Genomic DNA, 13,838 nt, shown 5'->3' with positions numbered 1-13,838 from the left:
AGCCCCAGCGCACGCGCACCCTCGCCGAGTTCAAGAGCGGCCACGTCACGGCGCTGGTGGCGACCAACGTCGCGGCCCGCGGCATCCACGTCGACAACCTGGACCTCGTCGTCAACGTCGACCCGCCGAGCGACCACAAGGACTACCTGCACCGCGGCGGCCGCACCGCCCGCGCCGGCGAGTCCGGCAGCGTCGTCACCCTGGTGCTGCCCAATCAGCGCCGTGACATGACCCGCTTGATGGCCGACGCCGGTATCGTCCCGCAGACCAGCGAGGTCCGTTCGGGCGAGGCCGAGCTGAGGCGTATCACGGGCGCCCAGGCTCCCTCAGGCATCCCCGTGACCATCACAGCACCGGTTGTCAGTCGTCGGTCGGGACGGAACGGCAGACGATTCCGGTAGCAGCGGATGGGGCTCGCCCAAGGCCAGGTGGTCAAGGCTTTTGGGCTGTTGGCAGGAGTGCTGAAGAGATTGGCCGGGCGGTGTGGATACCCGGCCGATCTTGCAGATGAGTTGGCTGCCGGCCCAGCGAGACAGTTGTCGGTACATGGTGTCGAGGGTGACATCGCGGAGGTGGCGGGCGATGTCCCGGCCTGGTCAGGGGCGGTTGGGGTCATGGTGGAGCAGGGCCAGGACCTTGCGCCTGCCGATAATGTCATCCGACCAGGTCATGGGCTTGCTGGGGATCGCCTGACGCAAATGATCTCCAGCCGTTCGGAGTGCGGCATGATGATCGTTCGTGCTCTTTCGTCTGGCCTATCTCGCCGTCACGAACACCTTCGCCGTACTGCGGTTGCTACCGATGGGGGATCGGGACAAGGACGTCGAGATCCTCGCTCTCCGCCATCAGATCACCGTTCTCGAACGGCAGCTCGGCGTCGGTGCCAGGGTGAGATTCGCTCCCGAGGACCGCGCCTTCCTCGCCGCCCTGCTGACGTCGCTGCCCCGCGAGGTCCTGCGCCGGGTGCGGCTCCTCGTCCGCCCGGACACCGTCTTGCGCTGGCACCGCGATCTGATGAGACGTCGTCATGCCGGGAGCTGTCGGCCGAAGCGGCCGGGGCGCCCGCCCACGGTCCGTTCCATCCGCGCACTCATCCTGCGCCTGGTCCGGGAGAACCCCTCCTGAGGCTATCGGCGGGTGCACGGCGAGCTGGCCACGCTCGGCATCACGGTCGCGCCCTCCACGGTCTGGGAGATCCTTAAGCAGGAAGGCGTTGATCCGGCCCCCGAGCGGGCGTCTGTCACCTGGGCTGACTTCCTGCGCTCGCAAGCTGAGGCGCTGCTGGCCTGCGACTTCATCGAGACCGTCACCCTCACCGGGCAGCGCCAGTACATCCTGGCCGTCATCGAGCACGCCAGCCGGCGCGTCCGCGTGCTGGGCACCACCGCCCATCCGACCGCAAGCTGGGTCGTCCAGGCGATGCGGAGTGGTAGGGCGCCCGGGGCTCGAACCCGGAACCTACGGATTAAAAGATCCAGTTCGAGCCGTTCCAGATCGTTCAATGCAGGTCAACACCTGTACGCGGTCGGTCCTGAACGGCTCTGAACGGCCTCGTATTGCAACTCAAAATGCAACCCTGGCGACCTGCGACGGCCACCAACAGGAACGGCCTGACCCACCCTGCCAAGACGCTGGTCAACGCCCCTGTCCGGGGCGAACTGAGACTCTAAATGAGACCCACCTGGAGGAGATTCGGCTGTAACACCGGGGGCGCTTCCGGGTGTTCAGTGCCCGGGCCGCCTGGCGACAAGCACCTCGGTCGCCAGTTTCTGTTCCCACCGGCCTGCGGGGTTGTCGGCGAGCAGGGCCCGTCGCAGCGTCTTGACGAAGGCGTGCAGGTGATCGCCGAGCATGGCGGGCGAGCTGTAGGAATAGGAGAGCTGGAGCCCGACCAACCCGTCTACATCCCAGGTCAGCCGTCGGCTGAATACCCGGGATTCCAGGCTGCTGAAGGGTGAGGCGGCCAGCATGTCATGGTGGTGCTCACCGGTGGCGTGGAAGGAGTTGGCGGCGGTGTGGATGTCGAGGCCGAATTCCTCGCATATTCGCCTCTCGATTGGCTGCCAGGGTTGCGAGTCCGGCTGCCAGGGCTCTCCCCACTGCCTCGCCGGACCGACAAGAGCCACCACGCCGCCGGGCGGCAACAACTCGTCCAGCTCCGTCAGTACGGACCTGCGATCCATCCAGTGAAATGACCGACCCATCACCACGTGCTCGAACGGCGGCAACGCCCGCAGAGCGGTCGAATCGCCAGGCAACCAGGCGATATTGGTGATGCCCTCGGCCAGCCGCCTACCCTCGGCGAGCATTTCCCGCGCCGGGTCCACAGCGAGCACCGCCGTCACCCGCCGCGCCAGCGGGATCGCTATCGTTCCAGGGCCACAGCCGAGATCCAGCACCCGGCTGTCCGCGCCGAGCGCTTCCGCCAGGTACCCGATTGTCGCCTGACCGTAGCCGGGGCGGTGTCTGGCGTAGTACGACGCGGCCCCGCCAAACAGGTCCTCCATAGATGGCACCATAGACGAGCTGGGATCGGTTCACGGAAGATCCCCAGCCAGTAGAGGTCAGCCAACGCCCCGGCGGTCTTGACGGCTCTCACGGTGTACAGGGTGAAGTCCTCGCGGAGGATATGGCATTGCTCCAGAGCCTTGGGGATGCAGCTCCAGCACGTCGGCGGAGCGTTGGTCGGCCGCTGTCCCGCAGCGGGTGTCTAGGACGATGGCACGTCCGACCGCTGCCACGTGAAGCACAAGACGGAACCCGATGTCATCGAGGCCGTGCGTGAGCTGGAACGCCAGCGGGACGGAGGGAACGTCCGAAAGGCCGGCCAGCGGTGGACGGTCGCGAAGTGGCTGACTCAATGGATCGAGAAGATCGCCGCCCCACCTCCCATCGGCGAGAGCATGCATTCCGGCTACAGGTGGACGTGGTGACCCACCTGATTCTTGGAATCGGTGCTCACCGTCCCTTCCTAGCCGATGACAGATCACAGGCGTGAGTGGGCGCGCAGAAGCACGACGGACGACCGCTGCTCGGTGAGCCGTGCTGAGGAACGAAGCACGGATCGTCGATCGCCCCCAGCCACCTACTATGGCCAGCCACAGGCAGGCGATCGTAAGGGCTGTACCTGTGTGGCGGCGTGGCAACCCCGGCCGGTGCGTTCGGTTGGTACGGCGGGGGCGGTGTGCGGTGGCCGGCCCGGTGTCCCGCCGCCGTCCGGGACCGGCCCCCAGGCCGCACGCCCGGACGGCGGGCGGGCGGAGGGCCGGGGGTACGGCGGCGCGCTGCGCCGCCGCTTGATACCTAAAAGCACAACTCGGCAATGATCGCGGTACCGCGGCATGCCGTCGCGATACGACAAAGGCACCGCTCCAAAGAACGGTGCCTCAGTTGGTCGCTGGGATGATCAGCAGTTGACGAGCTCGGGCGACTGGTTGCGGAGTTGGGCGAGCGGCGAGACGAACTCCTCGTGGGTGGAGCCGCCGACCGCATCGGCGCGGAACACAGCCAGACGGTGGCAGTTCTGGAACGCGAGAGCGACCCCGAAGTGCCTTTCGATGGAGCTGCGCATGGCGTCGCTGGAAAGCATGCGGAGTAGCTGGCCGCGTGCCTCCTCGCTGGGTGGCGGGATCTGGTTGTCGGCGAACTCGGCGGTTCCTGCGTGCAGACGTTCGATCAGGTTGCTGACCAGCTCCCATGCGTAAGGCAGGGAGGTGCGCACGCAGTCGATGAATTCAGCCTCCTCGACATGGCCGTGCCGTACCTTGTCGAGCAGGGCGGGCGGAACGGTTAGCGACATACCTGGAGCGTCCTGCCGTGGTAGCTCCTCGGTCAAGGCTCCGTGTCTGCTGGAACACACTTCCGCCGAGGTTATGTTTCAGCCCCCGTCGGGTCTCGACGGGGGCTCTACGCCGCTGTCGGCTTGGTCTTCATCGTCCAGAGGGGCGCCGCACTTCCAGCACGTTCGGGCCTGTCGTGTCGCGAACTGCTGGCCGCAATTGGGGCAGCCCTCTGGCCTGAGTGGGATGGGCTCGCCGAACTCATCCACCAGGTATGGATCGTCGGTCATAGGCGCATCCTGACGTCACCGGGGCCGGTCCATCAAGTATGTGAACTCGTTGCGGTCGGCGGGGAACACGATGTCGGCCGCCTCGACCGGAACGAGGTTGTCGGTGCCGTCCTGGATTGCCCGGACGGTCTGGTGCACCTCGATGACGTGCACTCCGTCAGGGATGATCAGCTCCGTAGTCTCCTCGGGTGTGGGTGGCCGGACGATCAGGTGTTCCTCCACCTGTTCGATCGTCCAGCCGATGGCGGCGAACCGGGCGTTGAGGCCGCTGTTCGCGTATGTGCCCTGGTGGGGATGTTCGATCTCGGTTCCGCCAGTGATCGTCAGTGGCTCCCATGAGGTGGACATGCTCATTGGGCGCCCACCGGCGAAGATCCGGTACCGCGTCGCCATCACATGTTCCCCGGCGGCGACTTCCAGCCGCTGGGCGACCGACTCGGTAGCGGCCATCACCTGGGTCTCGTGGCGGGCCTCGGGCGTGAGGCCGGCGCGCTCTGCCTCCTGGACGTATGTGCGGTCGTTGCTCTGGAAGTACCGGTGAGGGGCCGTTCGGACCATGCGCCGGTTCTGGGCGACGAAGGTGCCCTTGCCCGCGATGCCGTAGACCAGGCCCTCGGTGCGCAACAGGTTCAGTGCGCTCTTCGCCGTGATCATGCTGACCTCGTACTGCTCGCAGATCGCGGCTGCGCTCGGAACTGGGTCATCCGCCTGCAACGCGCCGGATTTGATCTGCTCCCTGATAGCGCCGGCGATGCGGACGTATGCGGGCTTCTTCGACTGTGCGGCGGCGTCTGTGCTGCTGAGTCCCATTTGGTACTCCCACCCGAACGAATTGGTTGGTATGGATTGACATACCAGGTCTACTGGAACATGCTTGGTATGTGAATCCATTCCAGGCTAGCAGGGTTCGGCGAGTTGGAAAGGGCGGGGTTTCATGACCAATCGATGCGTGTCCTGCGGCGGCCGGGGATGGAAGTACGTGAGTCCTCGCAAGGAGCTGATCGCCGGGCCGCGCGAGGCAGGCCCGTCCCCTCGCGTGCGTGACAACTGCTCGACCTGCTGGGGCTCTCCCGTTAGAACGACCGAGCAGAGGCGGTCATCGTGAGAGAAGTTCGCCGTCCGGCTTCCCCAAGCGTTTCGCCGTTGGACATGGCCGAGTCGCTGCAGGCCGAACTCCAGTGTGTGGGGATTGCCGCCGATGTTCACGACGGGTACGGCCTGGCGCTGGTGTCAGTCTGGGTCGGGCTCGTCGTGTGGTGTGACGGCGAGCGGTTCTGGTGGCGCATCGGCTGGGACGATCGGCGCAAGCGTTGCGTCTACGCGTGGCATCCGGCGCTGGACCCGTCGCGCGCCGCCCGCCGGGTCGCGTTCCGGTACGGAGATCTCCGCCAGGCGGGTTCGTCGCCCGAGTCGGGGCCGGACCCTAAGGCCGCGCCGTGATTCCGCCCGAGGGGTGCCTGAGTCCGCATGTCGGTATGGCCCAGCGCGGTCATGCGCGGCTGCTCTGGCAGTGCTCCCAAGCACGTGAGCGGGTGCGGGTGCTGGCGTGGACCTGCGCCTGCAGAGTCCCGATGTACGAGTTGTGCGAGGGCGGGGGCCGAGCGTTCATCCGGCGAATTGTCCAGCTCGACAGCGGCTATCAGGTGCAGGAAACCCATCGGTGGTCCTCCGTCGAAGCTCAGGCGAACTGGACCAAGCTCTTGTCTGGGTTGGCTCGATAGGGCGAGCGTGGCGATGCGGTCGATGAGGTCGAAGGGCTTGAGGGGGTTTAAGGGCCCCCTGCGTCAACTTTCCCCAGCCGCATTTGATCAGCTTTGCAAGACAAGAGTCCGCGTCTATGCTGACGATAAGTCGAGTAGTTGGGTTGTTGTCATGTCCGTATCTGATGATGAGTACGCTCCTCCGAAGTATGCCCAGATCGTCACCGCGATCCGGCGCAAGATCGCGGACGGCACCTACCCCCCAGGCTCACAGTTGCCCTCGGAGACTCAGCTCGTTCGTGAGTTCGCGGTCAGCCGTCCCACGGTGGTGCGAGCGCTTCAGGTGTTGCAGCTTCGCGGGATCATTGACCGCGAACACGGCAAGGGCTCCTATGTGAAGACCCCGCCGCCCGGCTCCGAGGGTGAGTCTTCTCGGCCGGGCCGTGCCGTGCTCGACCGGGTGGAATCCAGCGAGGGCGGAGCGGTCATCGAGGCGGGAGCACGGCCGGCGCCGGGGAACGTGGCGGCGATGCTGACCCTGCCCGAGGGGACGCCGGTCATGATGCGCCGTGTTCTGCTCAGTGACGCTGACGAGCCGTGCGAACTGGTCACCTTCTGGTGCCCGATCGAACTGGCCGAAGGCACCGACCTCGGCCGACAGGCGCCACTGACCGTAAGCGTCCGTCAGCACCTGCAAGGGGTCAAGGGGCTGAGGCTGGATCATGTCGTGGAACGACTGGCCGCCCGCCACCCTCTGCCCGACGAGGTCAAGGTGCTGGGAGTGGGCAAGTCGGCCGCAGTGCTGGGCGTGCTGGCTCGGGTTTTCGACGCCTCGGGCCGCCCGGTCCTGATCGTCGACATCGCGCTTCCGGGTGCGTTGCATGAGCTTGAAGACGCCTACGCACTGTGATGTGACCTAAGTCACAGCGAATCTCGGAAACTCGTATTGTCGAGTGTTCGTTTTCGGGGTAGCTTCTAACTCGACAGTACGAGTTACCGACAGTACGACAGGAGAACAGACCATGGCTATACAAGGTCCCATCGCGATCGGCTTCGATCAGGTCTTTCCGCACGGCTGCTACGTCGTCGGCGAGGTCGAGCCGGTCAAGGACTTCGACGCCTCCACCGGCGGCCGGTTCGTCCAGGCCCGTGACAAGCTCACCGGAGAGCCGGTGTGGCAGATCGCGGTCATGGACGCCGACCCGACCGTCAAAGCCGCACAGAAGACAGTGGCGGTCAAGATCCTCGCGCCGGTCCAGCCGGTGCCCCCGCAATCCATGCCGGGGCTGCCGTTCACGCCGGTCGAGTTCACCGGCATGTCCGTCACGCCCTACGTCAACGGCAACGGACGGCTCGCGTACTCGATCAAGGTTCGCGAGATGCACGCACCTCGCCAGCTCAACCAGTCCGCCCAGAGCAAGGCTTCGGCCGGAAAGGACGCCGCCTGATGACCCGACGTCGTACCCCGCGCACCAGCGTGATCCGGCTGACCAGCGGGCACGCCGCCCGCACCATGAACCACCCGTTCGCCCGCCGTGAGCCCGTCCTGGCGCTCGACTTCGGCGCCACCTCCGTCCTGGTCACCACGAACGGTCCCGTGACGGCGGAGGACCTGGAGTTTGCCCGCCAGCTCGCCCACGCGGCTCACCGCTTCGTCCGCTCGCTGGAGCGCAGCTTCTACGGCCTGCCGGATGGACAGGGGGTCGCGGCATGACTCTCCGCCCCTACACCTACGTCACCCTGTCCATCCGGCCCGACTCCGAGCCGCACGTCCGGGTCTCCTTCCACACGCCGGGCCTCCGGGCCAGCGCCGGACTGCTGCTCGAAAACCCGCGCCCGTACCTGGAGTTCACCTCGTCCGAGGCGAACGTGCACATCTCCACGAGCGGGGCCGGGCCGGTCACCGATGCCGACCTGGCCATCGCCCGCGAGATCTTCACCGCTGCCGCTCGCTACCTGGCCGACTGCGAGCAGTTGCACGCCGAACAGGCCGACAAGGACGCCACCGACCCGGCGGCCTGACATGAGGCGGGGCCGCTGGAAGCGGCAACTTCCGGCGGCCCCTCGGTTCTCCCCTGACTCCACATCACGAGAGGTTCCCAGCTTATGTTCAAGCGGCTGCCTGGCGACGAGGCGCGCAACCTCGTCTCCACCACGCCCGACACGGCCGTCGTCTTCCGCCCGGCCGTCGTCAAGACCCCCGCCATCATCACCTTCCTCGTCTACGGCTGGCGCTTGCTGTCGGCCCTCGTCCGTACGACGTGGCGGCATCCGGTCGTCGTCGCCCTGCCGGTCGCCCTGGGCGTCTTCTGGCATTGGTACGGCTGGCCCGCCACCGCTTCCATGCTCGGCTTCGCCGTCCTGGCCCTGCTCGCCTGGGCCTTCACCGAACCCGGCTCCTTCTCCCGCCTCGTCGGCTTTCGCCTGCTGGCCTGGTGGCGGCTGGTGTCGGTCTACCGCCGCCACTGGCAGGGCGTCATGGACGTCTCCGGCCTGGCCAGACGAGTCAACGGTCGCGTCTACATGCCGCGTATGCTGCGCGTCACCTGCGACGGATGGGCCGACCGCATCGTCGTCCGGATGCTCGCCGGTCAGGCGGTCAAGGACTGGTCCGACCGCCTCGACAACCTCGCCCAAGGCTTCGGCACCACCTCATGCCGAGTCGCGCTCATCAAGGGCGGGCGGTTGCTGCTCACGTTTCCACGCACCGATCCACTCGCCGCTCCCATGCCCGCCCTTCCCATCCCCGAGCAGCCATCGGTCGGCCCGGTCGAGATCGGCAAACAGGAGGACGGCCGACCGCTCCGGCTCAAGGTCCACGGAACCCACGTTCTGATCGCGGGCGCGACCGGGGCCGGCAAGGGCTCCTTCCTGTGGGACACGATCCGCGGCTTGCTCCCCGCGATGCGGGCGGGCCTGGCCGAAGTCTGGGCGCTCGATCCCAAGCTGATGGAGCTGTCCCTCGGCCGGGAGCTGTTCCAAGGCCGCTACGCAGCCGACCCGTCCGACTGCGCCGACCTGCTCGACGAGGCCGTCAGCGTCATGCAGAAACGCGCGGCCCGCTTCGCCGGCCTCCAGCGCTCCCACACACCCACCATCGAGGACCCGTTCGTCCTGGTCCTCGTCGACGAAGTCGCGTTCCTGACCGCCTACCAGCCCGACAAGCACCTGCGGCAACGCATCTCCGCCGCCCTGGCCACCTTGGCAACCCAAGGCCGCTCAGTCGGCGTCGGCGTCATGGCCGCCCTCCAAGACCCACGCAAGGAAGTCATGAACATCCGCAACCTGTTCCCCGACAAGATCGCCCTCCGCCTGGACGAATCCGAACAGGTGGACATGGTCCTCGGCGACGGCGCACGCGACCGGGGCGCACTCGCCGACCACATCTCACCGATTCCCGAGCTGGGCGCAGGTGTCGCGTACATGCGACTGGAAACCTCACCCGAACCGATCCGAGTCCGCGCCGCCTACGTATGCGACGACGACATCCGCCAGATGGTCGCCCTGTTCACCGAGCGAGAGGAGGCTGCATGACCAACCCGCACGACCGCGCACTACCCCGGACGATCCGGATGGCAATGCCACTGGCCCGGGACGTCGTTGAAGAGGTCGCCAAGCTGCACGGCGTGTGCATCCGGCCCGTCCCGCTCAAGCGGCTCGACACCCACACCGGCAAGTGGGAACTCATCGACGTCCCGTGCGGTGCCACGCTGGAGACTAAGTGCCCGCCGTGCGCCAAGCGCAACCGGCAACTCCGCATCGCCCAGTGCCGCGAGGGCTGGCACCTCGACCACGAACCCGCCATCACCCCTGACGCGCCGACCGACGATCAACGATGGCTTGTCGAGTTCCGCGCCGATCTCCAGGCCCGGCGTGAGGAGGCAGAACAACTCGGCGAGGACACCGCCGACTGGGACGCCGCCATCGCCGGTCTGGACGAGGAGATCAACGCGGCCGGGATGCGGGGGAGTGTTCTCGGCCGGACCGCTCCGAAGCGCACCCGCTCGACCCGGCGACGGCAGGACGCGCCGGACCTGCCCAAGCGCAAGATGGCCGACACCACCCTGGGACGCACCTTCGCCACCCCGGACGGCAAGGTGTTCCGCCCCTCGCTGTTCGTCACGCTCACCTTGCCCTCGTACGGCAAGGTCCGTGACGGCGTCCCGGTTGATCCGGAGAGCTACAACTACCGGCGTGCCGCTCGGGACGCGCTGCACTTCTCCAAGCTGGTGGACCGGTTCGTGCAGAACCTGCGCCGCGTCGCGGGCTATGACGTGCAGTACTTCGGCACGGTCGAACCACAGCAGCGCCTCGCCCCGCACCTGCACATCGCGATCCGCGGGACGCTACCCCGCGCCGAACTCAAGCAGATCATCGCCGCGACCTATCACCAGGTGTGGTGGCCACCGACCGACGAAGTCCGCTTCGACGGCGATCACCTGCCCATCTGGCAGGACGGGGCCGGCTACCTTGACCCCCACACGGGTGAGGTCCTGCCCACCTGGGACCAAGCCCTCGACCAGCTCGACGCCGACGAAAACGCCGAACCCCTGCACGTGATCCGCTTCGGCCAGCAACACAACATCCAAAGCGTCCTGGCGGGCACACCCGCCGCCGGGAAGTGGCTGGGCTACCTCACCAAGTACCTGACCAAGAGCCTGGCCGACCCCCTCGACCACGCCGCCGACAACCCGGCCCGCCGCGAGCACGCCGCCCGCCTCACCGAGGCCCTGCGCACCGAACCCTGCTCGCCCACCTGCGCCAACTGGCTGCGCTACGGCATCCAACCCAAAGGCGCCAAACCCGGAATGCTCCCCGGCCGCTGCCACGGCAAGGCCCACAAGCCCGACCACCTCGGCTACGCCGGACGGCGCGTCCTGGTCTCCCGCAAGTGGTCCAACAAGACCCTGGCCGAACACAAGCAGGACCGCCGCACCTGGGTCCTGGAAGCCCTCGGCCAGAACGACGAGATGCCCGACCCACACCGCTACGTCTGGAAGCCGGTCCCGGCCGGAGACGCCAACGTGGCACCGCTGGCCGTCCGGCTCCTGCGATCCGTCCGCGAACGGCAACGCTGGCGTGCTCACATGGCCGAACTCCAGGCCAGAGCAGACGGACAAGATCTTTCGGCAACTGAAGGGAGGGCGGCGTAATGGAAAGACTCTTCTACCGACCGAACGACGCGGCCGTGGTCCTGGGGATGAGCCGCACGGCAGTCTTCCGGCTCATCAAGACCGGCGAACTCCGATCGATCAAGCACGACGGATACCGCCTGATCCCTGCTGCCGCCCTGCTCGACTTCGCCCGTGACCTGGAGGCGGTGTGATGGCGCGCAAGCCTAACGGCCGATCCTCGGTCTTCCTCGGCAAGGATGGCAAGTGGCACGGCTACGTGACCATGGGCGTCAAGGACGACGGTACGCCCGACCGGCGCCATCGAGTGGGCGACAGTGAGACCGAGGTGACCAAGAAAGTCCGTGAGCTGGAGGGGAAGCGGGACTCCGGCAAGTCTGACAAGCCGGGGCTCGCACCCACGGTCGCCGAGTGGATGCATACGTACCTCGACGAGATCGCCCCTCTCAAGGTCAGCGACCGCACCCTGGAGAGCACCTATCGGCCCAAGGCCGAACACTGGATCATCCCCCGCCTCGGTGCTCACCGCCTCGACCGGCTACGCCCGGAGCACTTGGACGCCTTCTACGCGTACCTCACACAGCAGGGCCTCGCCCAGAACACCATCGTGCAGATCCACCGGATCCTCTCCCGCGCCCTCAAGATCGCAGTCCGGCGCGAGAAGGTCGCCCGCAACGTCTGCACCCTGATCGACGCCCCTGCCGCCGAGGACGTGGAGATCGAACCGCTTGACGCCGACGAGGCCCGCGATGTCCTCGACGTGGCCAACAACCAGAGGAACGGCACTCGCTGGTCCGTGGCACTCGCTCTCGGTCTTCGGCAATGTGAGGCGCTGGGCCTGCGGTGGAAGTACGTGGACCTCAAGCGAGGCGTCATCCGCGTCTTCTGGCAGATCAAGCACCAGCGCTACCGCCACGGCTGCAAGGACCCGCACGCCTGCGGGCAGCGACTTCATCGCTACCCGTGCCCAAACGACTGCCCCAAGGCCAAGCGCACCTCCGGCCGCAAGCACGTGTGCGACAAGGAAGGGCAGAAGTACTGCGGACCCAACTGTGCCAAGCACGCGCCCGCCTGCCCTGAGCGCGTCGGCGGCTGGATCTTCGTGAAGCCCAAGGGCAAGAGCAAGCGAACCGTCATGATCCCGCCCCCGTTGATCCCACTCCTCAAGCTCCACCAGGAAGCCCAGCAGGCCGAGAAGGAAGCAGCGGGGGAGCGCTGGCAGGACTATGACCTCGTCTGGTGCCATCCGGACGGACGCCCCATCGACGCCGGCCAGGACTGGGATGAATGGAAAGAACTGCTCCGCCTCGCCGAAGTCGAGAAAGACGCCCGAGTCCACGACGCTCGCCACACCGCCGCAACGCTTCTCATCGAGCAAGGCGTGGACATCAGCGTCGTTCAGGAAATCCTCGGCCACTCACAACTGACCACGACGAAGCGCTACACCCACATCACGGCGACACTCTCGACCGAAGCCGCAGCCCGCATGGGCCGGGCACTTTGGGGATAACTGCAACTCGAAATGCAACCGGGCGGGCTTCCAGATCATGGAGATCGGGGAGTCCGCCCAGGTCGTTGGGGTAGGGCGCCCGGGGCTCGAACCCGGAACCTACGGATTAAAAGTCCGCAGCTCTGCCAATTGAGCTAACGCCCCTCGCACGAGCAAGGGTACAGAGATTACCGCCCCGCCCGCGACGCCTCCATCACCGGTAAGCGGCCAGCCCCGTGAGAGCCTCGCCCAGCACCAGTGTGTGAATCTCCTGGGTACCCTCGTACGTCAGCACAGACTCCAGATTGTTCATGTGCCTGATCACAGGGTACTCCAGGGTGATCCCGTTTCCACCCAGGACGGAACGGGCCTGGCGGGCGATGTCCAGGGCGGCCCGTACGTTGGCCAGCTTGCCGAAGCTGATCTGCCGGGGCTCCAGCCGTCCCTCGTCCTTCAGCGCACCCAGGTGCAGGGCCGTGAGCTGGGCCTGGGCGGCGGCGACGTACATCCAGGCCAGTTTCTCCTGGGTGAGCTGGAAGGCCCCGATCGGCTTGTCGAACTGCACGCGGGTCTTCGCGTAGTCCACCGCCGACTCCAGGCAGGCGCGGGCGGCCCCGACGACCCCCCACAGGATGCCGAAACGGGCCTCGGAAAGGCACGACAGCGGGCCCTTGAGGCCGGTGACCCCGGGAAGCACGGCGGAGGCGGGCAGGCGGAGGTCATCGAAGTACAGGGACGAGGTGACCGATGCCCTAAGGGACAACTTCTTGTGGATCTCAGGGGCGGAGAAACCCGGCGTGGAGGTGGGGACGACGAAGCCGCGGACGCCCTCGTCCGTCTGCGCCCACACCACGGCGACGTCGGCGATCGAGCCGTTGGTGATCCACATCTTGGAGCCGTTGAGAATCCAGTCGGATCCGTCCCTCTTGGCGTACGTGCGCATGTTCGCCGGGTCGGACCCGTGGTCCGGCTCGGTCAGGCCGAAGCAGCCGATGGCCGTGCCGGCCGCCATGCGCGGCAGCCACTCCTCCTTCTGCTGGTCGGAGCCGTACCGCCAGATGGGGAACATCGCCAGCGAGCCCTGCACCGACACGAACGAGCGCAGGCCCGAGTCGCCCGCCTCCAGCTCGCGGCAGGCCACGCCGTAGGAGGTGGCGTCGGTGCCGGCGCACCCGTAACCCTCCAGATGCATCCCCAGCAGGCCGAGCGAGCCCAGCTCCGGCGCGAGTTCGCGCGCGGGGAAGACGGCCTCCTCGAACCAGTCGCCCACGTGCGGAAGGACGCGGTCGGAGACGAAAGACCGGACCGTGTCGCGGATCAGCCGCTGGTCGCCGTTGAGTCGGTCGTCGAGGCGCAGCAGGTCGTCCATGGCGGGTCCTCTCCTCGCGTAAGGGGTTACCAGGGTTCTACCAGGGGGAATCCTGATGTGCTAACACCACCCCCAGGGG

The 13,838-nt window shown here is 66.9% G+C and carries 17 protein-coding genes and 1 tRNA gene; 12 read left to right on the top strand and 6 right to left on the bottom strand.

Features of this window, described 5'->3' with window-relative positions:
• From ACIA8R_RS51255 to ACIA8R_RS51245, 3 genes are all read left to right on the top strand, one after another.
• Nucleotides 1-401, top strand: a 401-nt coding sequence (locus ACIA8R_RS51255) for a helicase-related protein (protein ID WP_397045354.1), incomplete at its 5' end; no start/stop codon positions are given.
• A gap of 337 nt (nt 402-738) precedes the next feature.
• The gene (locus ACIA8R_RS51250) at nt 739-1,125 is read left to right on the top strand and encodes a hypothetical protein (RefSeq protein WP_397045352.1); all 387 of its coding nucleotides are present in this window, start codon (nt 739-741) and stop codon (nt 1,123-1,125) included.
• 12 nt (nt 1,126-1,137) lie between these two features.
• Entirely contained in the window at nt 1,138-1,545 is a 408-nt protein-coding gene (locus ACIA8R_RS51245; RefSeq protein WP_397045350.1) for a hypothetical protein, read from the top strand.
• Between the two features lie 179 nt (nt 1,546-1,724).
• On the opposite strand, the gene ACIA8R_RS51240 is transcribed toward ACIA8R_RS51245, so the two are convergent.
• The 4 genes from ACIA8R_RS51240 to ACIA8R_RS51225 all read right to left on the bottom strand — a co-directional run bounded on the left by ACIA8R_RS51240 (nt 1,725) and on the right by ACIA8R_RS51225 (nt 4,879).
• A complete protein-coding gene (locus ACIA8R_RS51240) occupies nt 1,725-2,507 on the bottom strand; it encodes a class I SAM-dependent methyltransferase (protein ID WP_397045348.1) in 783 nt (260 codons plus the stop codon).
• Between the two features lie 899 nt (nt 2,508-3,406).
• Nucleotides 3,407-3,799: an SCO5389 family protein gene (locus ACIA8R_RS51235; protein WP_397045346.1), complete on the bottom strand. Its 393-nt coding sequence runs from the start codon at nt 3,797-3,799 to the stop codon at nt 3,407-3,409.
• Between the two features lie 78 nt (nt 3,800-3,877).
• Entirely contained in the window at nt 3,878-4,069 is a 192-nt protein-coding gene (locus ACIA8R_RS51230) for a zinc ribbon domain-containing protein (protein WP_397045344.1), read from the bottom strand.
• Between the two features lie 15 nt (nt 4,070-4,084).
• Nucleotides 4,085-4,879, bottom strand: coding sequence for a GntR family transcriptional regulator (locus ACIA8R_RS51225; protein ID WP_397045342.1), 795 nt, complete (start codon nt 4,877-4,879; stop codon nt 4,085-4,087).
• A gap of 333 nt (nt 4,880-5,212) precedes the next feature.
• On the opposite strand from ACIA8R_RS51225, the gene ACIA8R_RS51220 reads away from it, so the two are divergent.
• The 9 genes from ACIA8R_RS51220 (at nt 5,213) to ACIA8R_RS51180 (ending at nt 12,411) form a co-directional block, all read left to right on the top strand.
• A complete protein-coding gene (locus ACIA8R_RS51220) occupies nt 5,213-5,509 on the top strand; it encodes a hypothetical protein (RefSeq protein WP_397045340.1) in 297 nt (98 codons plus the stop codon).
• Nucleotides 5,510-5,941: 432 nt separating this feature from the next.
• On the top strand, nt 5,942-6,679 hold the full coding sequence (locus ACIA8R_RS51215; RefSeq protein ID WP_397045338.1) for a GntR family transcriptional regulator: 738 nt from the start codon (nt 5,942-5,944) through the stop codon (nt 6,677-6,679).
• Between the two features lie 112 nt (nt 6,680-6,791).
• Complete coding sequence (locus ACIA8R_RS51210) at nt 6,792-7,217, top strand: plasmid replication, integration and excision activator (RefSeq protein ID WP_397045336.1); 426 nt, start codon at nt 6,792-6,794, stop codon at nt 7,215-7,217.
• A complete protein-coding gene (locus ACIA8R_RS51205) occupies nt 7,217-7,483 on the top strand; it encodes a hypothetical protein (protein WP_397045334.1) in 267 nt (88 codons plus the stop codon). The genes ACIA8R_RS51210 and ACIA8R_RS51205 overlap by 1 nt, the downstream gene beginning before the upstream one ends.
• Nucleotides 7,480-7,791 (top strand): hypothetical protein, encoded by a 312-nt coding sequence (locus tag ACIA8R_RS51200; protein WP_397045332.1) that lies wholly within the window; start codon nt 7,480-7,482, stop codon nt 7,789-7,791. Before ACIA8R_RS51205 ends, ACIA8R_RS51200 begins: the two co-directional genes overlap by 4 nt.
• Nucleotides 7,792-7,875: 84 nt before the next feature.
• Nucleotides 7,876-9,303 (top strand): FtsK/SpoIIIE domain-containing protein, encoded by a 1,428-nt coding sequence (locus ACIA8R_RS51195; RefSeq protein ID WP_397045331.1) that lies wholly within the window; start codon nt 7,876-7,878, stop codon nt 9,301-9,303.
• Nucleotides 9,300-10,922, top strand: coding sequence for a replication initiator (locus ACIA8R_RS51190; protein ID WP_397045329.1), 1,623 nt, complete (start codon nt 9,300-9,302; stop codon nt 10,920-10,922). Before ACIA8R_RS51195 ends, ACIA8R_RS51190 begins: the two co-directional genes overlap by 4 nt.
• Nucleotides 10,922-11,095 (top strand): helix-turn-helix domain-containing protein, encoded by a 174-nt coding sequence (locus ACIA8R_RS51185; protein ID WP_397045327.1) that lies wholly within the window; start codon nt 10,922-10,924, stop codon nt 11,093-11,095. Before ACIA8R_RS51190 ends, ACIA8R_RS51185 begins: the two co-directional genes overlap by 1 nt.
• Nucleotides 11,095-12,411: a tyrosine-type recombinase/integrase gene (locus ACIA8R_RS51180; protein WP_397045358.1), complete on the top strand. Its 1,317-nt coding sequence runs from the start codon at nt 11,095-11,097 to the stop codon at nt 12,409-12,411. Before ACIA8R_RS51185 ends, ACIA8R_RS51180 begins: the two co-directional genes overlap by 1 nt.
• Before the next feature lie 71 nt (nt 12,412-12,482).
• Here the strand turns inward: ACIA8R_RS51180 and ACIA8R_RS51175 are convergent.
• Nucleotides 12,483-12,555, bottom strand: a tRNA-Lys gene (locus ACIA8R_RS51175).
• Nucleotides 12,556-12,604: 49 nt separating this feature from the next.
• Nucleotides 12,605-13,759: an acyl-CoA dehydrogenase family protein gene (locus ACIA8R_RS51170; protein WP_357709942.1), complete on the bottom strand. Its 1,155-nt coding sequence runs from the start codon at nt 13,757-13,759 to the stop codon at nt 12,605-12,607.
• Between the last annotated feature and the right edge of the window lie 79 nt (nt 13,760-13,838).

This window comes from Nonomuraea sp. NPDC051191, assembly GCF_044455665.1.
Taxonomy (GTDB): Bacteria; Actinomycetota; Actinomycetes; order Streptosporangiales; family Streptosporangiaceae; genus Nonomuraea.
Note: the sequence above shows the minus strand (reverse complement) of the source record. Positions and strands in the feature narration are given on the sequence as shown.